Below are 24,132 nucleotides of genomic sequence, written 5' to 3' on the forward strand. Positions count from 1 at the left end.
GTTCTGCTGCTAATCCGCATCGTAACCCAGGTTCGGTGCCAGCCAGCGTTCGACTTCCGTTACCGACATCCCTTTACGTGCCGCATAATCCTCAACCTGATCGCGCTGAATCTGCGCCACTGCAAAGTAGCGGCTGTCAGGATGGCTGAAGTACCAACCTGAAACTGACGCGCCAGGCCACATGGCAAAAGATTCCGTCAGCTTCATACCGGTCATGGTTTCAACGTCCAGCAGTTGCCAGATCGCGGCTTTCTCGGTGTGCTCCGGACAGGCCGGATAACCTGGCGCAGGGCGAATTCCTGATAATTTTCGCGAATCAACTCTTCATTGCTGAGGTTTTCATTCGGCGAAAAGCCCCAAATCACTTTACGCACCCGCTCATGCAGATACTCGGCAAATGCTTCTGCCAGACGATCGGCGAGCGCCTTAACCATGATTTTGTTGTAGTCGTCATGCTGACGATCGTAAGCCTCTGCCAGCTCATCTTCTTCGAGTCCGCCTGTAACGGCAAACGCGCCAAAGTAGTCCGCTTTTCCGCTGCTTTTAGGGGCGACGAAATCGGCCAGGCAGTAGTTGGCGAAGTCGGTTTTCTCTGTCTGCTGACGTAAGTGATGACTCACACTTATTACGTCGTCACGCTGCTCATCTTTGTAGATATGAATGTCATCACCAACGCTATTGGCCGGGAAAATACCGACGACACCGCGTGGCGTCAGTGCGCCTTTTTCACTCAGCTTATCCAGCATATCGTTGGCGTCGGCAAACAGGCGTTTCGCCTCTTCACCTACCACCTCATCTTCAAGGATGCGCGGATATTTGCCCGCCAGCGACCAGGTCATAAAAAACGGCGTCCAGTCGATGTAGTTACGCAACGTATCAATGCTCGCCTCTACCGCGCTAACACCAAGACGATGCGCCACCGGCGGCGTGTAACTTTCCCAATCAAGGCTGGTGGCGTTATCACGCGCAACCTGCAATGAAACCGGCGGCGTACGCGGTTTCTTGCGGGCGTGCTGAATACGCACAGTTTCGTACTCTTTGCGGGTGCGTGCCACGAACTCATCTTTCAGCGTAGCGGATAACAGTGAGGAAACCACGCCAACCGTGCGCGAGGCATTTTGCACATACACCGTCGGGCCGCTGTAGTTCTGCTCAATTTTCACCGCGGTATGCGCTTTTGATGTGGTCGCGCCGCCAATCAGCAGCGGCAGCGTGAAGCCTTGACGCTCCATCTCTTTGGCCATATTGACCATTTCATCCAGCGACGGCGTGATCAAGCCCGATAAGCCAATGATGTCAGCGTTTACTTCGCGGGCGGTTTTCAGGATTTTTTCGCCCGGTACCATCACGCCAAGATCGATGATTTCGTAGTTATTACACTGCAACACCACGCCAACGATATTTTTACCGATGTCGTGCACATCGCCTTTACCGTCGCCAGCACGATTTTGCCGTTGCTGCGCCCCGCTTCTTTGCTCGCCTCAATAAAGGGTTGCAGGTAAGCCACCGCTTGCTTCATCACCCGCGCTGATTTTACTACCTGCGGCAGGAACATTTTGCCCTCGCCAAACAGATCGCCCACCACGTTCATACCTGACATCAGCGGACCTTCGATCACTTCAATTGGACGCGGAGCCTGCTGACGCGCCTCTTCAGTATCCTGTTCAATAAATTCGGTAATGCCTTTAACCAGCGAATATTCCAGGCGCTTCACCACGTCCCAACTGCGCCATTCAGCCAGCTGTTTTTCTTGTGAGCCATCGCTTTTGCCGCCGCGATATTTCTCGGCTAAATCCAACAGCCGTTCGGTGCCATCATCGCGGCGGTTGAGAATAACGTCTTCGACCGCGTTTCGCAGTTCGTCAGCCAAATCGTCATAAATCGCCAGCTGACCGGCGTTGACGATCCCCATATCCATGCCTTTTTGGATGGCGTAATAGAGGAACACGGCGTGAATCGCCTCACGCACCGGGTCGTTGCCGCGGAATGAGAACGAGACGTTGGACACGCCGCCAGAAATCATCGCATGTGGTAATTCGCGTTTGATGTCTTCACAGGCGCCGATGAAATCCATTGCGTAGTTGTTGTGTTCTTCAATGCCGGTCGCCACCGCAAAGATATTGGGGTCAAAAATGATGTCTTCCGGCGGGAAGCCCACTTGCTCAGTCAGGATTTTGTAGGCGCGGCGACAGATTTCAATTTTTCGCGCGCGCGTATCTGCCTGACCGACTTCGTCAAACGCCATCACTACCATCGCGGCGCCGTAACGACGTACCTGACGCGCATGATGAATAAAGGCCTCTTCGCCCTCTTTCATTGAGATGGAGTTCACGATGCCTTTGCCCTGAATACATTGCAGGCCTTTTTCGATCACTTCCCATTTCGAGGAGTCGATCATGATCGGCACGCGTGAAATGTCAGGTTCACCGGCGATCAGATTCAGGAAACGCACCATCGCCGCTTCGGCGTCGAGCATGCCTTCATCCATGTTGATGTCGATGATCTGCGCGCCGCTTTCAACCTGCTGCAACGCCACTTCCAGCGCTTCGTTGTACTTATCTTCTTTAATCAGGCGTTTGAACTTGGCTGAACCGGTGACGTTGGTACGTTCACCCACGTTCACGAACAGCGACTCAGCGGTGATATTCAGCGGTTCAAGACCGGAAAGCCGGCAAGCGACGGGAATTTCTGGCAGCTTACGTGGCGCAACGCCTTCAACCGCACGCACCATTGCGGCAATGTGCTCCGGCGTAGTCCCACAGCAGCCGCCGATAATATTGAGAAAACCTGACGTCGCCCATTCACCAATCTGCTGCGCCATAATGTCGGCGTCGAGGTCATATTCACCAAAGGCGTTGGGTAAACCCGCGTTTGGATGGGCGGTAACGTAACCTTCCGCAATGCGCGACAGCTCCGCCACATACTGACGCAGCTCATCGGGACCCAGCGCACAGTTAAGGCCAAACGACAGCGGTTCGGCGTGACGCAGCGAGTTATAAAAGGCTTCAGTGGTTTGCCCAGAAAGCGTTCGCCCAGAAGCGTCGGTGATGGTGCCCGAGATCATCAGCGGCAGATCCACGCCCAGCGCTTCCATCTCAGTTTTAACCGCGTAAACCGCCGCTTTGGCGTTCAGGGTATCAAACACCGTTTCAATCATGATGATGTCAGAACCGCCTTCCACCAGCGCCCGTGTGGATTCACGATAAGCGTCCACCAACTGATTGAAGGTCACGTTACGATAAGCGGGATCGTTAACATCCGGCGAGATCGAGCACGTGCGGTTTGTTGGGCCTAATACGCCCGCGACATAGCGTGGACGATCCGGCGTTTTCGCCGTCCATTCATCTGCGCTGGCGCGCGCAAGCCTGGCGGCTTCGAAGTTGATCTCTGCCGACAGCGATTCCATCTGGTAATCCGCCATCGCGATGGTGGTAGAGTTAAAGGTATTGGTTTCGAGAATATCGGCACCCGCGGCAAGGTAGGCGTTGTGGATCTCGCGGATCACTTCCGGCTTGCTCAATACCAGCAGATCGTTGTTACCTTTGAGATCGCAGGGCCAGTCAGCGAAACGGCTGCCGCGAAAATCCTGCTCATCCAGCTTGTAGCTCTGGATCATGGTGCCCATGCCGCCGTCCAACACCATAATGCGTTGCGCGAGCTGCTGATGCAGCGCTTCGATTTTGTTGCTCACTGTTGCCTCATTAACGTCAATCTGCTGGCAGAAATACCCGCCCGACATACTGTCATAACTTCGTGAAGGGTCAAAGCAACCTTGGATGAGACATTTTCAGGCAAAACGACTAACAGATCCGACCAGAAAAGCGTTGATTGCAAATTAGCCAATTAAAACGAAAATGATTTCCATATTGCAGAAGGAGAAACAGCAATGGTTACACCTGTGGCCGCTAAACGCGGTAAGAAACCTCGCGGCACGATCGCTGCTACACCTGCAGTCGGGCAGGTTCAATCCTTAACCCGTGGCCTGACATTACTGGAACTGATCGCGGATTCTCACGGCAGCGTCGCGCTCACCGAACTCGCTCAGCAAGCGGGTTTACCTAATTCCACCACGCATCGTTTACTGACTACCATGCAGCAGCAAGGCTTTGTGCGTCAGGTCGGCGATCTCGGCTTTTGGACTATTGGCGCCCATGCTTTTGTGGTCGGCAGCAGCTTTTTGCAGAGCCGCAATCTGCTGGCCTTGGTGCATCCGGTGTTGCGCTCGTTAATGGAGACGTCGGGTGAAACCGTTAATCTGGCGGTGCTGGATCTCAGCGATCATCAGGCGGTGATTATCGATCAAGTGCAGTGTACGCAGTTGATGCGCATGTCTGCGCCCATTGGGGGAAAATTACCGATGCACGCCTCTGGCGCGGGCAAAGTTTTTCTGGCGCATCTGACCGACGAACAAGTCACCGCGCTGCTGCATCAAAAGGGATTGCATCACTACACACCCAAGACGCTGATGTCGCCGCAAAGCCTCAAAGCAAACCTGGCGCAGGTGCGTAAAGCGGGGTTCTCATTTGATGATGAAGAACATGCGCTGGGCCTGCGCTGTGTGGCAGCACCGATTTATGACGAACACGGTGAAGCCTTCGCCGCGATCTCTATTTCAGGGCCGATTGCACGCATGACTGACGATCGCATCACTGAGTTAGGCGCGCTGGTCATTCGTGAAGCTCGTCAGGTAACGCTGGCGTACAGCGGACGTTAGCATAACGCTCGCTGAAGCGCTGCGCCTGCTGCCAGGCGATGACCTCCTCGACGTGACCTTGCGTGATGCGCTGCTGCTGGGCACGCCACCAGCTCGCGTCGAACAGCTCAGGGTGCAGCTGCTGTAACAGCGCGCCTGTTGCCGCTTCACTGCACAATGCGTAGCGAAAGGTTTCAGGAAAAACATCATCCACTCCCACGCTGTACCAAGGCTCAGCGCTTAACTCATCCTCTTCATAACGCGCTGCCGGCACGTCACGAAAATGGAGTTCACTCATTGGGCGGATTTCATCGTAGTCATAAAACACCACGCGGCCATGGCGCGTCATACCAAAATTTTTAAACAACATATCACCAGGAAAGATATTGGCCGCCGCCAACTGTTTGATGGCATTACCGTATTCCGTGATGGCATGCTTTCGCTGTGCGGCATTCGCCTGAGTAAGATAAAGGTTGAGCGGCTGCATACGTCGCTCCAGCCAAAGATGGCGGATGATGAGGCGATCGCCTTCAATATGCATTTTTTCAGCAATCGTCGCGTTAAGTTCCGCCATTAGCGCAGGAGAAATTTGCTTCAACGGCAGCGCGAACTGCTCAAATTCCTGAGTATCCGCCATGCGTCCTACGCGATCGTGTTCTTTGACCAATTGATAACAGGCGCGCACCTGCGCTTCTGTGACCTCTTTTTGTGGGGCAAAGCGGTCTTTGATCACTTTGAATACCCGATCAAATCCTGGCAGCGTGAACACCATCATCACCATGCCACGCACGCCAGGCGCGACTTCACAAGGGTGTTGCGTGTTAGCCAGCGCCTGAAGGTACTCGCGATAGCTTTCAGTTTTACCGTGTTTCTGGCAGCCGATTGCCATATAGCGTTCAGCGAGCGTTTTGCCCGGTAGAATCGGCTGTAGCCACGCCACCAGCGCGGCGGGGATCGGCGCATAAACCATGAAATAAGCGCGCGCGAAACCAAACACAATGCTGGCATCGTCCCTCGCCGTTAGGCAAGTATCGATCCACAATTCGCCCTTTTCGCTGCGCTGAATCGGGAGCAGAAAAGGATAAATTCCCTGCGGCAAATGCAACCGCGCCACAATCCAGGCGGTTTTATTACGAAAAAAGTTCACAGCTTACGTCCAGCCAACCCTGTTCTAATTCCACGGCCGTAAAGTGTTCATTGAGATGCTGCACAATCCACTTTTCATCCCGCGCACTATCCTGCCACTGAAGTGTTAAAGGCAGATCGCGCAGCAGCTGATGAATCAGCGCCAGCCAGCCTTGCTGCGGTTGATAGCAGCGAGAGAGCGGACGCGAAGGCGCAATATTTGTCGCACCAGGTTGCGAGCTCACGATAAACAAACGCTGGGGTTGTAAATGTTCGTGTCCATGCAGTCGGCAATAAACCGAGTTGAAAAAGCTTTCAGCAATTTCATAGCGTGGGTAGCCCGGCAGCAAGGTTTCGTAATGACTTTTTACCCGCAACCAAAACGCATCATCCCAGCTGGCGGCGCCGTTCAGAATGCGCAGCTGATCGGCGACTAACCCAACATGATGATCATAAAGATGAATACGTGCTTTCATCGCCTGCTGCACCGCATGCCATTCGGCCTGCTCGAAGCGCTGCTGCGCGCCAGCGGTGATATCCAGAAAGCGACCATACTGGGCGTCGAAACCTTGCAGAATGGTATGGGCAATCAACGATTCGCGTGGCGGCATGGCGCGTTCCCCATAAAAAGCCCGCCTGTGAAGTGGCAGGCGGGAAACAGAGACAGAGAATTAAAACTGATGTTCTTCCGTCGAGCCGGTTAGCGCCGTCACCGACGATTTTCCGCCCTGAATAAGGGTGGTGACCTGATCGAAATAGCCGGTGCCGACTTCCTGTTGATGCGAAGCGAAGCTGTAACCGCGTTCACGGGCTGCGAATTCTGGCTGCTGCACTTTTTCCACGTAGTGTCGCATCCCTTCGCCTTGCGCATAGGCCTGGGCAAGGTCGAACATGTTGAACCACATGCTGTGAATGCCCGCCAGTGTGATGAACTGAAAGCGATACCCCATCTCGCTTAGCGCCTGCTGAAAGCTGGCGATGGTGCTGTCGTCGAGATTCTTTTTCCAGTTGAATGAGGGCGAACAGTTGTAGGCCAGCAGCTTGCCAGGAAACTGAGCGTGGATTGCCTCGGCAAAGCGGGCTGCCATCGCCAGATCGGGCGTGGATGTTTCACACCACAGTACGTCAGCATAGGGTGCGTAAGCCAGGCCACGACTGATCGCCTGTTCAATACCAGCGTTGGTACGGAAGAATCCTTCGGCGGTACGATCGCCACGAATAAACGGACGGTCATATTCATCGCAATCGGACGTGATCAAATCTGCAGCGTCAGCGTCAGTGCGCGCCAGCAAGATCGTTGACACGCCCATCACATCTGCAGCTAAACGCGCCGCAACCAGTTTTTGCACGGCTTCCTGCGTGGGCACCAACACCTTGCCCCCCATGTGACCACACTTTTTCACCGCAGCCAGCTGATCTTCAAAATGCACCGCCGATGCCCCCGCGCTGATCATCGATTTCATTAACTCAAAGGCATTCAGTACCCCGCCAAAACCCGCTTCTGCATCAGCGACAATCGGCAAGAAATAGTCGATGTAGCGGCTGTCGCCAGGCTCAATGCCGCTGGACCATTGGATCTGATCGGCGCGCTGAAAGGTTCGGTTGATACGTTCGATCACCTCGGGTACGGAGTTCACTGGATACAACGATTGATCCGGGTACATCTGCCCAGCGACGTTGGCGTCTGCCGCGACTTGCCAACCGGAAAGGTAAATGGCTTCAATGCCAGCTTTGGCCTGCTGCAAAGCCTGGCCGCCCGTTAACGCGCCAAGACTGTTGATATAGCCTTTCTTCGCCTCGCCATTAAGCAATGACCATAATTTCTCCGCGCCACGTTCCGCCAGCGTGCAGGCTGGATTAACGGAACCGCGCAAGTTAACCACATCTGCCGCGCTGTAAGGGCGAGTGATGCCTTTCCAGCGACTATTTTGCCAACCCTGTTCGAGTTGTTGAATTTGTTGGGTACGTATCATAGCAACGGCTCCTTCATTCATGGGATCAGGCGATAGCCCGGCAGAGTGAGAAACGAAACCAATTTATCTTCTGTGGTGATTTGCACCATTAGCTGCGCAGCTTCACCATAGCGACCGGCATTGAAACGCGCATCGCCCAGCGAGGTTTTTAGGTTAATGAGCTCTTCGGTAAGCCATTTCTGGAACAGCTCGGTGGTTACGCGTTGTCCATCGTTGAGCTTTTGCTGATGGCGTATCCATTGCCAGATTGAGGTACGTGAGATTTCAGCGGTGGCGGCATCTTCCATCAATCCTTCAATCGGGACGCAGCCGTTACCGCCAATCCACGCTTCGAGATAGTGCAGCGCAACGCGAATATTCGCACGCATTCCCGCTTCGGTACGCTCGCCTTCACAAGGTGCCAGTAATTGCTCTGCAACGATCGCGGCGTCATCATTTCGCATCACATCAAGCTGGTTCAGTCTGTTGCCCAACACGTCATCGAATACCGCTTTTGCCGTGTCTGCCAGTCCCGGATGCGCAATCCATGTGCCGTCATGCCCATTGTTAGCTTCGCGCTGCTTATCTTCTTTTACCCGTTGTAACACCCATTCGTTACGCGCAGCCTCTTTACTCGGAATCAGCGCCGACATGCCGCCCATCGCGAACGCGCCACGACGATGGCAGGTTTTGATCAGCAAGCGGGAATAACAGTCCAGAAACGGCTGCGCCATGCTAATGGATTGACGATCGGGAAGAATACGATTTGGATGCTGACGCAACGTTTTGATGTAGCTGAAGATGTAATCCCAGCGACCGCAGTTCAGTCCCACAATGTGATCGCGCAGATTCCAGAGGATCTCATCCATCTGAAACACCGCCGGTAACGTTTCGATTAAAACGGTGGCTTTAATCGTGCCACGCGGTAGATCAAAACGATCCTCGGTAAAAGTGAAGATCTCACGCCACCAGCCGATCTCTTGTCCGCTCTCAGTTTTTGGCAAATAAAAATAGGGACCGCTGCCCTTTGCCAGTAGCGCGTCAACGTTATGAAAAAAGTAGAGCGCGAAATCAAACAAGCCGCCGGATATTGGCTTCCCTTGCCACTGAACGTGCTTTTCTGACAGATGTAAGCCGCGCACCCGACACATCAACACTGCGGGATTGGCGCACAGCTGATAGATTTTGCCGTTATCGCCAGTAAAGCGCAGCGTTCCCTTTACGGCTTCACGTAGGGTTTGTTGTCCTTCGATCAGTTTCTGCCATTCGGGCGTGAGTGAATCCTCAAAATCTGCCATGAAAACATTAACGTTGGCATTCAGGGCGTTAATTACCATTTTGTGGTCGGGCGGCCCGGTAATTTCCACCCGACGATCCCTCAAATCTTGTGGGATAGCGCGGATTCGCCACTCGCCTTCTCTTATGGAATCCGTTTCCATATCGAATCCTGGAAGTTCTCCCTCGTCGTAACGTTGCTGCCGCTGCTGGCGTATCGCTAATAAATCCTCACGTTGCGCAGTAAAACGTTCGACCAATGCATGCAAAAACGCAATCGCTTCTGGGGTAAGAAGCTGCTGTTCGGCATGATTAAAGGGCTGAGTGAAATCTAAAGCACTACTGATAACCGAGTCTGTCATGGTGGCTTACTCCTGTTATTAGCGAGATCGACGTGGGTGGATCCAAATGTAGGGTAATTTTTAAGCTACAGGATCAAAGCATATGCATTTTAATTTTAAAATCAAAAACTATTTCCATTTTAATCTTATTAACGCTTTATCTTATTGATAAATAATTAATTAAAACACGTTTAATAGAAGGAATTTTTTTCACTACTGAAATACAGACACAAAAAAACCGTGACAGCGAGTGGCTATCACGGTCTGATTTGATGAAGTCGGGAATTACTCTAAGGTTGGATTCATATGGCGCAGATCGTATGGTGTGATCTGGTAGACGTAATAGTTAAGCCAGTTAGAAAACAACAGATTACCGTGGCTGCGCCATGTCGCACGCGGCGGCAACTCAGGATTATCCTGAGGAAAATAATTGTGCGGAATAGCAGGGTTTAAGCCAGCCTCATAATCACGATGGTATTCACCCGATAATGTCAGCGCATCATATTCCGGGTGCCCGGTGACAAACGCCAGACGTTTATCTTTACTGGCCATCAGATACGCGCCGGTTTGTTCCGATTCAGCAAACAGCTCAAGATCGGTGTAATCAGTGATGAGTTGAGTGGGAAAATCGGCATAACGTGAATGCGGAGCCAGGAAATTATCGTCAAATCCTCGGGTCAGCAAGGCGTGTGGATGCAGGGTTTGATGCTCAAAGACGCCAGATAATTTGTGCTGACGCGTTTGCTTGGGAATACCGTACAGGATATTTAGCGCGGCCTGAACCGCCCAACAGACAAACAGCGTTGAGGTGACGTGTTCCTTAGCCCAATGCAATATGCGCTGAATCTGCGGCCAGTAAGCAACATCATTGAAATCAACCAGCCCCAGCGGTGCACCTGTAACGATTAAGCCATCATAGTTGTCATGCTTAATATCTTCGAAATTACAGTAGAAGTTATTGAGGTGCTCTGTTGGCGTATTGCGAGATTCGCGGCTATCGATGCGTAACAGCTGAATATCGATCTGCAAGGGCGAGTAAGAAAGCAGGCGCAGAAACTGGTTTTCAGTCTCAATCTTTTTAGGCATGAGATTCAGTACCAGTACTTTAAGCGGGCGGATCTCCTGAATACTGGCGCGCGATGACGTCATCACAAAAACATTTTCATTGCGCAAAAAATTCGCAGCCGGTAATTCGTCGGGAACCCTGATTGGCATAGCCTGCTTACCTCTTATAACCGTATAAACGTTTAGACATCCAGATGCCCAACCTTAGCCTGGTGACTCTGTAATGTCGAGACTTCATGCGAATGATGAAAATGTTTCAACTTAGATCGGCGAACATCTCGACAAAGGGCAAAATCACTGACGCATCGCTGCTGGCATGACGATAGAGTAACCAGGTTCGGCTTTTAAGTGCTGTACCAGCCACTTGCAAAGGTTGGCACCAAAGCCGATCTGAAAGCGGCTGATAGCTTGAAACAATGGCATATCCTAACCCACGCTCAACCATCGCCAGGCACACTTCCAATTTATCGACTTGCATCGCTATACGCGGTGCTAGCGTGAAATTGGCATTCCACCATCGCTCAATCAGATGCGTAATGTGCCCGCCATGGTTGATACGAATTTGTGGTGACTGCGGTAACAGCTTTAAATCGAGTGGCTGCTGGCTAACCAGCCAATAATCATCAATGTCGACCAGTCGTTTGCCATCGCGCCAGTGGTAATCATCTTTAACCAGCGCAACATGGATCTCCTCACGTTGCAGCTTTTGGTACATCTCCTCACTTAATCCGCTAACCAAATTTACTCGGATGCCACTATGCTGCTGGCTAAAGCGCGCCAATATTTCTGGCAGGCAATAGGCGGCATAATTGCTGGTTACGCCAATACGTAATTCGCCCTGTCGCGGCAGATTCAAACTTTGTAGGGTTTGTCGCAATTGCTGTGACTCGTTAAGCATTTTCTCAGCATGTTGTGCCAGATAGCGCCCTTGAGCACTGAAAACTATTTGACGTCCACTCTCTTCAAATAATAAAACGCCTAGCTTGCGTTCAATCTGTTTCAGCCGATAACTCAGTGCGGGTTGCGACGTAAACAGTTGTTCTGCTGCGCGGGTAATGTTGTGGTATTGCCACACCGTATAAATAATCTGCCAATCTTTTTCGTTCACCGTCACGCTCCTGATAATGCCCCTTCCATAAAATAATTTTTGCTTTAAAGCCGCAAGCAATAAAAAAGCTCAATTGGGAATTAATGTTCAACAGGTTTATATCTGAGTAATACATTTTAATTCAATGAATTACTCGCACCTTTATGGTGAGAGAAAAGCCCTGGGTGCACCATGAAAGAGCAGAAGAATAAAATTATTTATGCTGTTGAGAAGTTACGAGACGCTATGACAGCACTGGCCCGCGATATACATAGCCATCCTGAGTTGAGCTTCAATGAGCATCGTTCCTCTGCTGCGTTGCAGCAGCCGCTTCGTGACGCCGGATTTATTCTTACCCAGCCGCTGGCAGAACTGGAAACCGCCTTTATTGCCCGCTATGACAGCGGCAAACCCGGGCCACGTATAGCGTTACTGGCAGAATATGATGCGCTGCCTGAATTAGGGCATGCCTGTGGACATAACTTGATTGGTACCGCCTCGGTAACAGCGGCTTTAGCGTTAGTGCAGAGTGGCGCGCTGAATTCAGGTTGTCTGGAAGTCATTGGCACGCCTGCAGAAGAGGAAGGCGGCGGAAAAATCATTATGGCCGAGCAAGGGATCTTTACCGATGTCGATGCTGTGATGATGTTTCATCCCAGAGAGAAAAACATGGTGACGCGCGGCGCGTTAGCTTGTGTTGATGCGGTATTCAAATTTTACGGCAAAGCAGCCCATGCTGCTTCCGCTCCCCATCTTGGTATCAGCGCGCTTGACGCCGTGATCCAGACGTTTGTGGGTATCAATGGATTACGGCAGTTTTTTACAGATGATGTGCGCGTACACGGCATTATTACGCACGGTGGTGATGCCACAAATATTGTACCGGCCTATGCGGAAGCCAAATTCCTGATGCGTGCGGCAACAGTAACTGGCTTGCAAACGGTGCGACATAAAGTGTTCGCTGCCGTTGAAGCCGCAGCCGCAATGAGTGGCGCGCGCGTTGAGATTGAAGAAGGGCTAACTTATGCAGAGCGCAATAATAATCTGGCGCTAGCCGATTTGTTCCAGCACAACCTTTTGCAACTGGGTCTAACAACAGAAGTGCCACCGGAACGCGGTGGCGTTGGCTCCTCTGATATCGGTAATGTCAGCCAACTTACCGCAGCTATTCATCCTTATTTACGTATCGGCGATGTGGTGCCACATACCCCAGAATTCGCCATAGCGGCGGCTTCTGATGCAGGTATCGACGCCATGCTTAATGCAGCAAAAGCGTTAGCAATGACTGCGTTTGATCTGCAAGACCCTGAACACTTTCAATCTGTACGTCAGGAATTTTGTGCCTGGCAAGCGGCTCATTCTCTTGGAGATTCAAAATGAAATCAGCATTAACGTTACTGGCTACATTGGCCTTGGGGATGGCAGGCACAAGTTATGCCGCCGGAGAGACATTACGTGTAGGCGCGGATTTGAGTTACCCACCTTTTCAATATCGTGATCAAAACGGTACGCCAACCGGCTTTGAAATCGATATCACTAACGCGGTTTGCAAAGCAGTACAAGTCAAATGTGATTATGTCGTCAGCAGTTTCGACGCTGAGATTCCCTCATTGATGGCCAAAAAGTCGATTTCATCTCCCCGTTAGGCGCAACAGCAAAACGGCGTAAATCCATTGATTTCAGCGATTTTATTTACCATATCCCTACAAAGTTAGTTGCGCATAAAGGGAGCAACTTACAACCTGACGTCGCGTCTTTGCTCGGCAAACGTATTGCAGTGCAGCAGGGTTCTATACAGGAAATGTATGCCAATAAATATTGGGCTCCTAAGGGTGTTGATATCGTGATGTATCCTGACCAGGACGTTATTTATCAAGATCTGGCTTCTGGCCGATTGGATGGCGCACTGAGCCCTGGCGTAGCGGTGACTTACGGCTTCCTGAATAAACCGGAAGGAAAAGATTTTGCTTTAACCGGCCCAGAAGTACGTGACGATCTGCTGTTCAGCATTGGTTCTGCCTATGGCGTGCGTAAAGACGATACAAAAACACAGAAGTTGCTGAACGAAGGTCTGGCTAAAATCATGGCTGACGGCACTTGGGAAAAAGTGAAACAACACTATTTTGGCGATTTAGAAATGAAAGTTACTCGTGCAGAAAGTACCCATGCTGCCGAATGATTTGCAGCAGGCAATGCAAGCGCTGTTGCAATCGTTTCAGCATTTGCATCGCCTTTCGGGAAGCGCGGATGCTGAACGCAGCGTTGACTGGCTTTGCGCGCAACTGAGGACACATCAAATTCCTTTTAAGCGCGAGCGTTGTCGGCTCTGGCTTAGTGATCCTTTGGAAGGTTCGTTAATAGTGCAAGGCAGCGTGCCTTTAACAATCCCAGCAAAAACGCGCTCATTTTCAGCGCATTGCCCCGAAGGTATCGAGGCTGAGTTGTATTATGATCAACGCTCGCTGGTTTTTGTGCCTGAATCTGAATATGAAAGTTGGGCCACCGCAGTTCGCGGAAAACTCGTAGTGGCTGATCAAGGTTATGAAGATTATGTTCAGCGTCTTATGCAGGCGGGTGCGGCTGGATTAATTCATATTTGGGGTTCGGTGGAGCCAGCCTTGCATGAGGAAACGGTGGGCCCGATTTGGGGTACACCTGTACCCGATGACGTGCTGCGCTATCCAACTTTGCCCGTAATAAGTATCAATCATCAGGAGGGTAAAACCCTTTTGCAGCATATGCTGCATTCACCGTTACAAGCATGCATTTTTACCCGGTTACATGAGCATGTCGCGGAGTGTTCGTTACCGATAGTGGAATTGACGGGGAAAGCGAAGAGTTTGTCCTGCTCTCTTCTCACTACGATTCCTGGCATGAAGGCGTGACCGATAATGCAACGGGCAATGCACTTTGTCTGGCAATGGCGCTACATTTTGCTCATAACAGCGGACCGTTAAAACGAGGATTACGCATCGCGTTTTGGCCTGGACACTCAAATGCGCGTTATGGTGGCTCAACATGGTATGCCGATAACTATCGTGCCGAACTTATGCAGCATTGCGTGGCACATATCAACGTTGACTCCCCAGGCTGCGTGGGAGGTAGTGAAGTTGTCGTCAATGCCAGCGGTGCAGAATCCACGTTCTGGTTGAATCAAGCGATAACATCGGTAACGGGAACCACTGCATCACGCATCACACCTATGGGCAAAGGCGGCGATCAGTCCTTTTGGGGATTAGGAATTCCATTGCATTTTGCATTGCGAGAAGAGCCAGCCTTACGCACTTCTCTTTCTCCGGGAAGCGGTGGCGGTTGGTGGTGGCATACTGAGGAAGATACGCTTGATAAAGTCGATGAGGCGCATTTATGGCGCGATGTACAAATTCATCAACGCTGGCTAGAGACATTACTGTTATCTGACACACTTCCTGTTGATCCAACAAGTTATGTCTGTGCATTACGCGGTGCCTTGGCTCAGCTGCAGAGCGAACTCGATCCGATGTTTTCTGTTAAGCCTATCGATCAAATGCTGCAAGCATTGGAAAAAGCATTATTGCTTGGGCATCAACCTTCTGATTTAAAAAAGTAATTGGAATCTTGCATCGTGTGAGATATCGCGCGAGTGATGATTATCATCCTGATTTGAGTTATCACGGAGGTGCTTTTCCCGGCTTGCAAATACTCCGTGGCCATAGATCAGAGCAGTGTAGTGAGCGCTTCTGGCTGATGCTTGAAACTCAATTTATACGGCAGCGTGATCGTGCATGTGAGTTATTTGCAGCGAGTTTAGACATTCTAAAAAGATAATGTGGGATTATTGGCGGGTTTTATTAGCTTGGTTTTAATAAAATTTAGACGTAAAAAAGCCCTTTGCGGATGCAAAGGGCTTTTTTACTTAATTGATGCCTGGCAGTTCCCTACTCTCGCATGGGGAGACCCCACACTACCATCGGCGCTACGGCGTTTCACTTCTGAGTTCGGCATGGGGTCAGGTGGGACCACCGCGCTACAGCCGCCAGGCAAATTCTGTTGTCCCGCGCCGCTTTCGCCGCGCAGGTTATCCGTCGAACAGGCTGAAAATCTCTGTCTCTCAACCAAAACGCCTCTGGCGTTGTAAGGTTAAGCCTCACGGGTCATTAGTACCGGTTAGCTCAACGCATCGCTGCGCTTACACACCCGGCCTATCAACGTCGTAGTCTTCAACGTCCCTTCAGGACCCTCAAGGGGTCAGGGAAAACTCATCTCGGGGCAAGTTTCGTGCTTAGATGCTTTCAGCACTTATCTTTTCCGCACTTAGCTACCGGGCAGTGCCACTGGCGTGACAACCCGAACACCAGCGGTGCGTTCACTCCGGTCCTCTCGTACTAGGAGCAACCCCCTCAGTTTTCCAGCGCCCACGGCAGATAGGGACCGAACTGTCTCACGACGTTCTAAACCCAGCTCGCGTACCACTTTAAACGGCGAACAGCCGTACCCTTGGGACCTACTTCAGCCCCAGGATGTGATGAGCCGACATCGAGGTGCCAAACACCGCCGTCGATATGAACTCTTGGGCGGTATCAGCCTGTTATCCCCGGAGTACCTTTTATCCGTTGAGCGATGGCCCTTCCATTCAGAACCACCGGATCACTATGACCTGCTTTCGCACCTGCTCGAGCCGTCACTCTCGCAGTCAAGCCAGCTTATGCCATTGCACTAACCTCACGATGTCCGACCGTGATTAGCTGACCTTCGTGCTCCTCCGTTACTCTTTAGGAGGAGACCGCCCCAGTCAAACTACCCACCAGACACTGTCCGCAGCCCGGATCACGGGCCTACGTTAGAACATCAAGCATTAAAGGGTGGTATTTCAAGGTTGGCTCCACGCGGACTGGCGTCCGCGCTTCAAAGCCTCCCACCTATCCTACACATCAAGGCTCAAGGTTCAGTGTCAAGCTGTAGTAAAGGTTCACGGGGTCTTTCCGTCTTGCCGCGGGTACACTGCATCTTCACAGCGAGTTCAATTTCACTGAGTCTCGGGTGGAGACAGCCTGGCCATCATTACGCCATTCGTGCAGGTCGGAACTTACCCGACAAGGAATTTCGCTACCTTAGGACCGTTATAGTTACGGCCGCCGTTTACCGGGGCTTCGATCAAGAGCTTCTCCTTGCGGATAACCCCATCAATTAACCTTCCGGCACCGGGCAGGCGTCACACCGTATACGTCCACTTTCGTGTTTGCACAGTGCTGTGTTTTTAATAAACAGTTGCAGCCAGCTGGTATCTTCGACTGGCTTCAGCTCCGGGAGCAAGTCCCTTCACCTACGCGCCAGCGTGCCTTCTCCCGAAGTTACGGCACCATTTTGCCTAGTTCCTTCACCCGAGTTCTCTCAAGCGCCTTGGTATTCTCTACCTGACCACCTGTGTCGGTTTGGGGTACGATTTTGTGTTACCTGATGCTTAGAGGCTTTTCCTGGAAGCAGGGTATCAGTTACTTCAGCACCGTAGTGCCTCGTCATCACGCCTCAGCCTTGAGGCCGTCCGGATTTACCTGGACTGCCAGCCTACACGCTTAAACCGGGACAACCGTCGCCCGGCTAACCTAACCTTCTCCGTCCCCCCTTCGCAGTAACACCAAGTACAGGAATATTAACCTGTTTCCCATCGACTACGCCTTTCGGCCTCGCCTTAGGGGTCGACTCACCCTGCTCCGATTAACGTTGAACAGGAACCCTTGGTCTTCCGGCGAGCGGGCTTTTCACCCGCTTTATCGTTACTTATGTCAGCATTCGCACTTCTGATACCTCCAGCAGACCTCACAGTCCACCTTCGACGGCTTACAGAACGCTCCCCTACCCAACAGCGCTTGCGCGCCGCTGCCGCAGCTTCGGTGCATGGTTTAGCCCCGTTACATCTTCCGCGCAGGCCGACTCGACCAGTGAGCTATTACGCTTTCTTTAAATGATGGCTGCTTCTAAGCCAACATCCTGGCTGTCTGTGCCTTCCCACATCGTTTCCCACTTAACCATGACTTTGGGACCTTAGCTGGCGGTCTGGGTTGTTTCCCTCTTCACGACGGACGTTAGCACCCGCCGTGTGTCTCCCGTGATAACATTCTCCGGTATTCGTAGTTTGCATCGGGTTGGTAAGCCGGGATGGCCCCCTAGCCGAAACAGTGCTCTACCCCCGGAGATGAGTTCACGAGGCGCTACCTAAATAGCTTTCGGGGAGAACCAGCTATCTCCCGGTTTGATTGGCCTTTCACCCCCAGCCACAAGTCATCCGCTAATTTTTCAACATTAGTCGGTTCGGTCCTCCAGTTAGTGTTACCCAACCTTCAACCTGCCCATGGCTAGATCACCGGGTTTCGGGTCTATACCCTGCAACTTAACGCCCAGTTAAGACTCGGTTTCCCTGCGGCTCCCCTATACGGTTAACCTTGCTACAGAATATAAGTCGCTGACCCATTATACAAAAGGTACGCAGTCACCCCATAAAAGAGGCTCCCACTGCTTGTACGTACACGGTTTCAGGTTCTGTTTCACTCCCCTCGCCGGGGTTCTTTTCGCCTTTCCCTCACGGTACTGGTTCACTATCGGTCAGTCAGGAGTATTTAGCCTTGGAGGATGGTCCCCCCATATTCAGACAGGATACCACGTGTCCCGCCTTACTCATCGAGCTCACAGCTTGTGCACTTTTGTGTACGGGACTATCACCCTGTACCGTCGGACTTTCCAGACCGTTCCACTAATGCACAAGCTGATTCAGGCTCTGGGCTGCTCCCCGTTCGCTCGCCGCTACTGGGGGAATCTCGGTTGATTTCTTTTCCTCTGGGTACTTAGATGTTTCAGTTCCCCAGGTTCGCCTCGCAACACTATGTATTCATGTTGCGATGATGCACTGAGTGCACCGGGTTTCCCCATTCGGACATCGACGGCTGTAGCGGTTCATATCACCTTACCGTCGCTTTACGCAGATTAGCACGTCCTTCATCGCCTCTGACTGCCAGGGCATCCACCGTGTACGCTTAGTCGCTTAACCTCACAACCCACAGGCGTTTTGCAACGCTGCGTGCTGCAAGCATTTGAGAGACTCGAACGCGTCGCCTGTGCACCCCTTATTACGGAGGAGTGCGGCGCGCGTCGTTTCAATTTTCAGCTTGTTCCGGATTGTTAAAGAGCAGTAAAACTTCGCAATGCACTCGAAAATGCATTCTGAAGTTTTGTTTGGGTATCAACGGGGAGTTGATGGTGGAGCTAAGCGGGATCGAACCGCTGACCTCCTGCGTGCAAGGCAGGCGCTCTCCCAGCTGAGCTATAGCCCCAAAAGTCTGGTAAAACCCGTCGACCAGTGATCCTGAAAACAGGATTTGGTAGGCCTGAGTGGACTTGAACCACCGACCTCACCCTTATCAGGGGTGCGCTCTAACCACCTGAGCTACAAGCCTGCCGGGGTTTTACTGCTTCTTTACTTTTCTATCAGACAATCTGTGTGAGCACTTCGCGGGAAGGTATCTTCAGGTAAGGAGGTGATCCAACCGCAGGTTCCCCTACGGTTACCTTGTTACGACTTCACCCCAGTCATGAATCACAAAGTGGTAAGCGCCCTCCCGAAGGTTAAGCTACCTACTTCTTTTGCAACCCACTCCCATGGTGTGACGGGCGGTGTGTACAAGGCCCGGGAACGTATTCACCGTGGCATTCTGATCCACGATTACTAGCGATTCCGACTTCACGGAGTCGAGTTGCAGACTCCGATCCGGACTACGACGCACTTTGTGAGGTCCGCTTGCTCTCGCGAGGTCGCTTCTCTTTGTATGCGCCATTGTAGCACGTGTGTAGCCCTACTCGTAAGGGCCATGATGACTTGACGTCATCCCCACCTTCCTCCGGTTTATCACCGGCAGTCTCCTTTGAGTTCCCGACCGAATCGCTGGCAACAAAGGATAAGGGTTGCGCTCGTTGCGGGACTTAACCCAACATTTCACAACACGAGCTGACGACAGCCATGCAGCACCTGTCTCAGAGTTCCCGAAGGCACCAAAGCATCTCTGCTAAGTTCTCTGGATGTCAAGAGTAGGTAAGGTTCTTCGCGTTGCATCGAATTAAACCACATGCTCCACCGCTTGTGCGGGCCCCCGTCAATTCATTTGAGTTTTAACCTTGCGGCCGTACTCCCCAGGCGGTCGACTTAACGCGTTAGCTCCGGAAGCCACGCCTCAAGGGCACAACCTCCAAGTCGACATCGTTTACGGCGTGGACTACCAGGGTATCTAATCCTGTTTGCTCCCCACGCTTTCGCACCTGAGCGTCAGTCTTCGTCCAGGGGGCCGCCTTCGCCACCGGTATTCCTCCAGATCTCTACGCATTTCACCGCTACACCTGGAATTCTACCCCTCTACGAGACTCAAGCCTGCCAGTTTCAAATGCAGTTCCCGGGTTGAGCCCGGGGATTTCACATCTGACTTAACAGACCGCCTGCGTGCGCTTTACGCCCAGTAATTCCGATTAACGCTTGCACCCTCCGTATTACCGCGGCTGCTGGCACGGAGTTAGCCGGTGCTTCTTCTGCGGGTAACGTCAATCGACGCGGTTATTAACCACATCGCCTTCCTCCCCGCTGAAAGTACTTTACAACCCGAAGGCCTTCTTCATACACGCGGCATGGCTGCATCAGGCTTGCGCCCATTGTGCAATATTCCCCACTGCTGCCTCCCGTAGGAGTCTGGACCGTGTCTCAGTTCCAGTGTGGCTGGTCATCCTCTCAGACCAGCTAGGGATCGTCGCCTAGGTGGGCCATTACCCCGCCTACTAGCTAATCCCATCTGGGCACATCCGATGGTGTGAGGCCCGAAGGTCCCCCACTTTGGTCTTGCGACGTTATGCGGTATTAGCTACCGTTTCCAGTAGTTATCCCCCTCCATCGGGCAGTTTCCCAGACATTACTCACCCGTCCGCCACTCGTCACCCGGAGAGCAAGCTCTCCTGTGCTACCGTCCGACTTGCATGTGTTAGGCCTGCCGCCAGCGTTCAATCTGAGCCATGATCAAACTCTTCAATTTAAGTTTGATTTGCTTAAACAAGTTAAGCGGTGCTCATCTGTAAAACGTCATAATGAATTTCATTATGTGTTCACTCGTGAGGCTTGATATTTTTTACGTCCTAAGACGCTGATATCCATCCTGCGAGTGCCCACACAGATTGTCTGATAAATTGTTAAAGAGCAGTGCGAACAGCGGCTTAGCCGGTCTGTCGCGAGGGGCGTATAATACGCTTTCCCTCCTCAGAGTCAACCTCTTTTTCAGAAGCTTTTCTCCGTCGACTCAGTCTCCTGAATCTCTCAACCCGTCATCCCGTTGCCGGTGTGCCGTGTTGATGGATGCGCATTATAGGGAGTTGTTCGGCATCCGCAACCGTTAAATTCAACAAAAACAACCGTTCGCTGCATTCCACAGCAAAACCCCGCCTTATACGCAGTTACACACAAAGTTATCCACATTATTCGGCGTGATAAATTTAGGCGAGCATCACGCAAACGTTTTCGCTACAATGCCGCCGACGTAACGGACGCCCCTTTTCGGGGCGTTACCTGAAGTTTTCGTGCTTTCTTTTCTTTATATATAGAGAGAAGAGCACGCTAAGCTTGATGTAACGCTCTTATTTACGCGAAACAAAGCCAAGGGATAAAACCACCATGCAACAACGTCGTCCTGTACGCCGCGCTCTTCTCAGTGTTTCTGATAAAGCCGGTATCCTCGAATTTGCTCAGGCACTCTCTCAACGCGGTGTTGAACTGCTTTCTACAGGTGGCACAGCTCGCCTACTCGCTGACGCGGGGCTATCTGTCACAGAAGTGTCTGACTACACCGGTTTCCCGGAAATGATGGATGGACGCGTCAAAACGCTGCACCCGAAAGTACATGGCGGTATTTTGGGTCGTCGCGGTCAGGACGATGACATCATGGCGCAGCATGCTATCAGCCCAATCGACATGGTGGTCGTTAACCTCTATCCCTTCGCTCAAACTGTCGCGCGTGAAGGTTGTTCTCTTGAAGACGCCGTAGAAAACATTGATATCGGCGGCCCGACAATGGTGCGCTCTGCGGCTAAGAACCATAAAGATGTGGCGATTGTAGTGAAGAGCAGTGACTACGAGGCGATCATTGCCGAGCTGGATGCTAACGAAAACTCTCTGAAGCTAGAAACCCGCTTTGATCTTGCGATCAAAGCTTTCGAGCATACTGCTGCCTACGACAGCATGATTGCCAACTACTTCGGTAGCCTGGTTCCTGCTTATCATGGCGGAAGCAATGAGCCTGCGGGCCGCTTCCCACGTACTTTGAATCTTAACTTCATCAAGAAGCAGGATATGCGTTATGGCGAAAACAGCCATCAGGACGCTGCCTTCTATATAGAAGAGAATGTGCAAGAAGCTTCTGTCGCCACTGCGCAGCAGGTTCAAGGCAAAGCGCTTTCTTACAACAACATTGCTGATACTGATGCTGCGTTAGAGTGCGTCAAAGAATTCAGCGAACCTGCCTGCGTTATCGTCAAGCATGCAAACCCTTGCGGTGTGGCCGCCGGCGAATCCATTCTCGCTGCTTATGAGCGCGCCTACAAAACCGATCCTACTTCTGCTTTCGGCGGCATTATTGCCTTTAACCGTGAGTTAGATGAAGCCACCGCGCAGGCAATCATCAGTCGCCAGTTTGTTGAAGTGATCATTGCTCCTTCCGCAAGCGAAGCCGCATTGAAGATAACGGCCAGCAAGCAAAACGTACGTGTTTTAGTGTGCGGGCAGTGGCAAGAACGGACAAAAGGCTTGGATTTCAAACGCGTCAATGGCGGTTTGTTGGTGCAGGACCGCGATTTAGGTATGGTCGAAGCCAGTCAGCTTCGCGTAGTCAGCAAACGCCAGCCCACTGAGCAAGAACTGCGTGATGCACTGTTCTGCTGGAAGGTGGCGAAATTTGTTAAATCGAATGCGATTGTCTATGCACGCGACAATATGACCATCGGTATTGGTGCCGGTCAAATGAGCCGCGTTTACTCCGCCAAGATTGCAGGTATCAAAGCGAGCGATGAAGGATTGGACGTTAAAGGGTCTGCAATGGCATCGGATGCTTTCTTCCCCTTCCGTGACGGTATTGATGCTGCTGCTGCAGTTGGCATTAGCTGTGTGATTCAGCCGGGCGGTTCCATTCGTGATGATGAAGTGATTGCTGCTGCCGATGAACACGGTATCGCCATGATCTTCACTGAAATGCGTCACTTCCGTCACTAATCGTTTGGAGAGTTAGAAATGAAAATTTTAGTCATCGGAAATGGCGGACGTGAACATGCGCTGGCATGGAAAGCAGCTCAATCACCATTGGCTGAAACCGTTTTCGTTGCCCCGGGCAATGCGGGCACTGCATTAGAACCTGCGCTGCAAAACATCGCCATCAATCCAACGGATATCGCTGCTTTGCTGGAATTCGCTCAACGCGAAAAGATTGACCTGACGATTGTCGGTCCAGAAGCTCCGTTGGTGATTGGCGTCGTTGATGCTTTTCGCGCCGCAGGCCTGAAAATTTTTGGCCCAACGCAAGCCGCAGCCCAATTGGAAGGTTCAAAAGCCTTCACGAAAGACTTCCTGGCACGCCATAAAATTCCTTCAGCGGAATACCAGAACTTTACGGAAGTCGAACCTGCGCTGGCCTATCTGCGCGAAAAAGGCGCACCGATTGTCATCAAAGCGGACGGCCTTGCTGCGGGAAAAGGCGTTATTGTTGCGATGACGCAGCAAGAAGCTGAAGACGCCGTTAACGATATGCTGGCAGGTAATGCATTTGGCGATGCTGGACACCGCATCGTTATTGAAGAGTTTCTTGAGGGTGAAGAAGCCAGCTTTATCGTGATGGTCGATGGCGAGAACGTGTTGCCTATGGCCACCAGCCAGGATCACAAACGTGTCGGTGATGGCGATACCGGACCGAACACTGGCGGCATGGGCGCATATTCACCTGCTCCTGTCGTCACTGATGAAATCCACCAGCGTGTGATGGATCAAGTCATTTGGCCTACCGTGCGCGGCATGGCTTCAGAAGGCAACGTTTATACCGGCTTTCTGTACGCAGGCTTAATGATCGATCAATCAGGTCAGCCGAAAGTGATCGAATTTAACTGCCGCTTTGGCGATCCAGAAACTCAACCGATCATGCTGCGTCTGCAATCGGATCTGGTTGATCTTTGCCTGGCAGCCTGTGAAGGCAAACTGGATCAAAAAGATTCGAAGTGGGATCCGCGTCCTTCATTGGGCGTGGTTTTGGCAGCGGGTGGCTATCCGGGTAACTACAACAATGGCGATCAGATTCATGGTCTGCCGCTTGAAGAAGTTGCTGACGGCAAAGTCTTCCATGCTGGCACACGTCTTGAAGACGATTTGGTACTGACTAATGGTGGCCGCGTGCTGTGTGTTACGGCGTTAGGCGATGATGTGGCTGCTGCACAGAAGCGTGCGTATGAGCTAACCAAGCCTATTTCATGGCAAGGCAGCTTCTGTCGTCACGATATTGGTTATCGCGCCATTAACCGCAAGTAAGCAAAAGGGCACGCAGTGCCCTTTTCATCTCT

Annotated in this window: 10 protein-coding genes, 2 tRNA genes, 3 rRNA genes and 3 pseudogenes; 7 read left to right on the plus strand and 11 right to left on the minus strand. The window is 51.8% G+C overall.

Features of this window, described 5'->3' with window-relative positions:
* Window positions 1–9: 9 nt before the first annotated feature.
* Window positions 10–3,691: pseudogene (gene metH / locus KQP84_RS20555) on the minus strand (methionine synthase).
* A gap of 195 nt (window positions 3,692–3,886) precedes the next feature.
* Between metH and iclR the strand changes: the two are divergent.
* Window positions 3,887–4,714 (plus strand): glyoxylate bypass operon transcriptional repressor IclR, encoded by an 828-nt coding sequence (gene iclR / locus KQP84_RS20560; RefSeq protein WP_215847925.1) that lies wholly within the window; start codon window positions 3,887–3,889, stop codon window positions 4,712–4,714.
* Here iclR and aceK read toward each other — a convergent pair.
* The 5 genes and pseudogenes from aceK to KQP84_RS20585 form a co-directional block, all read right to left on the minus strand.
* Window positions 4,668–6,429, minus strand: a pseudogene (gene aceK / locus KQP84_RS20565) (bifunctional isocitrate dehydrogenase kinase/phosphatase). The gene iclR and the pseudogene aceK sit on opposite strands and share 47 nt — an antisense overlap.
* Before the next feature lie 60 nt (window positions 6,430–6,489).
* Window positions 6,490–7,791: an isocitrate lyase gene (gene aceA, locus KQP84_RS20570; protein ID WP_215847926.1), complete on the minus strand. Its 1,302-nt coding sequence runs from the start codon at window positions 7,789–7,791 to the stop codon at window positions 6,490–6,492.
* A gap of 17 nt (window positions 7,792–7,808) precedes the next feature.
* Window positions 7,809–9,407 (minus strand): malate synthase A, encoded by a 1,599-nt coding sequence (aceB, locus tag KQP84_RS20575; protein WP_215847927.1) that lies wholly within the window; start codon window positions 9,405–9,407, stop codon window positions 7,809–7,811.
* A 264-nt stretch (window positions 9,408–9,671) separates the two neighbouring features.
* Window positions 9,672–10,601 (minus strand): homoserine O-acetyltransferase MetA, encoded by a 930-nt coding sequence (metA, locus tag KQP84_RS20580; protein WP_215847928.1) that lies wholly within the window; start codon window positions 10,599–10,601, stop codon window positions 9,672–9,674.
* A 106-nt stretch (window positions 10,602–10,707) separates the two neighbouring features.
* Window positions 10,708–11,559, minus strand: a complete 852-nt coding sequence (locus KQP84_RS20585) for a LysR family transcriptional regulator (RefSeq protein WP_215847929.1) — start codon at window positions 11,557–11,559, stop codon at window positions 10,708–10,710.
* Between the two features lie 225 nt (window positions 11,560–11,784).
* On the opposite strand from KQP84_RS20585, the gene KQP84_RS20590 reads away from it, so the two are divergent.
* From KQP84_RS20590 to KQP84_RS25560, 4 genes and pseudogenes are all read left to right on the plus strand, one after another.
* Window positions 11,785–12,918, plus strand: coding sequence for a M20 family metallopeptidase (locus KQP84_RS20590; protein WP_252515319.1), 1,134 nt, complete (start codon window positions 11,785–11,787; stop codon window positions 12,916–12,918).
* Window positions 12,915–13,717: pseudogene (locus tag KQP84_RS20595) on the plus strand (transporter substrate-binding domain-containing protein). Before KQP84_RS20590 ends, KQP84_RS20595 begins: the two are co-directional and overlap by 4 nt.
* Window positions 13,704–14,423 carry a PA domain-containing protein gene (locus tag KQP84_RS25555; RefSeq protein WP_252515320.1) on the plus strand — a complete coding sequence of 240 codons (720 nt, stop codon included), beginning with the start codon at window positions 13,704–13,706 and terminating at the stop codon, window positions 14,421–14,423. Before KQP84_RS20595 ends, KQP84_RS25555 begins: the two are co-directional and overlap by 14 nt.
* The gene (locus KQP84_RS25560; protein WP_309140162.1) at window positions 14,336–15,127 is read left to right on the plus strand and encodes a M28 family metallopeptidase; all 792 of its coding nucleotides are present in this window, start codon (window positions 14,336–14,338) and stop codon (window positions 15,125–15,127) included. The genes KQP84_RS25555 and KQP84_RS25560 overlap by 88 nt, the downstream gene beginning before the upstream one ends.
* A 315-nt stretch (window positions 15,128–15,442) precedes the next feature.
* Here the strand turns inward: KQP84_RS25560 and rrf are convergent.
* From rrf to KQP84_RS20625, 5 genes are all read right to left on the minus strand, one after another.
* Window positions 15,443–15,558: ribosomal RNA gene (gene rrf / locus KQP84_RS20605) — 5S ribosomal RNA — on the minus strand.
* 95 nt (window positions 15,559–15,653) lie between these two features.
* A 23S ribosomal RNA gene (locus tag KQP84_RS20610) occupies window positions 15,654–18,559 on the minus strand.
* A gap of 207 nt (window positions 18,560–18,766) precedes the next feature.
* Window positions 18,767–18,842, minus strand: a tRNA-Ala gene (locus tag KQP84_RS20615).
* 46 nt (window positions 18,843–18,888) lie between these two features.
* A tRNA-Ile gene (locus KQP84_RS20620) sits at window positions 18,889–18,965 on the minus strand.
* A 74-nt stretch (window positions 18,966–19,039) separates the two neighbouring features.
* A 16S ribosomal RNA gene (locus KQP84_RS20625) occupies window positions 19,040–20,579 on the minus strand.
* Together the 16S, 23S and 5S rRNA genes with 2 tRNA genes alongside form the textbook arrangement of a ribosomal RNA operon.
* 632 nt (window positions 20,580–21,211) lie before the next feature.
* Here KQP84_RS20625 and purH point away from each other — a divergent pair.
* Complete coding sequence (purH, locus tag KQP84_RS20630) at window positions 21,212–22,801, plus strand: bifunctional phosphoribosylaminoimidazolecarboxamide formyltransferase/IMP cyclohydrolase (RefSeq protein ID WP_215847931.1); 1,590 nt, start codon at window positions 21,212–21,214, stop codon at window positions 22,799–22,801.
* 18 nt (window positions 22,802–22,819) lie between these two features.
* Window positions 22,820–24,100: a phosphoribosylamine--glycine ligase gene (gene purD, locus KQP84_RS20635; RefSeq protein ID WP_215847932.1), complete on the plus strand. Its 1,281-nt coding sequence runs from the start codon at window positions 22,820–22,822 to the stop codon at window positions 24,098–24,100.
* The last annotated feature ends 32 nt before the right edge of the window (window positions 24,101–24,132 follow it).

Origin of the sequence: Candidatus Pantoea bituminis (assembly GCF_018842675.1) — a bacterium.
Lineage (GTDB): Bacteria > Pseudomonadota > Gammaproteobacteria > Enterobacterales > Enterobacteriaceae > Pantoea > Pantoea phytostimulans.

What these genes read in the sequence shown, in the direction of transcription:
- iclR (WP_215847925.1), top strand. Translation starts at nt 3,887, where the DNA reads ATGGTTACACCTGTGGCCGCTAAACGCGGTAAGAAACCTCGCGGCACG.
- aceA (WP_215847926.1), bottom strand. Translation starts at nt 7,791, where the DNA reads ATGATACGTACCCAACAAATTCAACAACTCGAACAGGGTTGGCAAAAT.
- aceB (WP_215847927.1), bottom strand. Translation starts at nt 9,407, where the DNA reads ATGACAGACTCGGTTATCAGTAGTGCTTTAGATTTCACTCAGCCCTTT.
- metA (WP_215847928.1), bottom strand. Translation starts at nt 10,601, where the DNA reads ATGCCAATCAGGGTTCCCGACGAATTACCGGCTGCGAATTTTTTGCGC.
- KQP84_RS20590 (WP_252515319.1), top strand. Translation starts at nt 11,785, where the DNA reads ATGACAGCACTGGCCCGCGATATACATAGCCATCCTGAGTTGAGCTTC.
- KQP84_RS25555 (WP_252515320.1), top strand. Translation starts at nt 13,704, where the DNA reads ATGCTGCCGAATGATTTGCAGCAGGCAATGCAAGCGCTGTTGCAATCG.
- purH (WP_215847931.1), top strand. Translation starts at nt 21,212, where the DNA reads ATGCAACAACGTCGTCCTGTACGCCGCGCTCTTCTCAGTGTTTCTGAT.
- purD (WP_215847932.1), top strand. Translation starts at nt 22,820, where the DNA reads ATGAAAATTTTAGTCATCGGAAATGGCGGACGTGAACATGCGCTGGCA.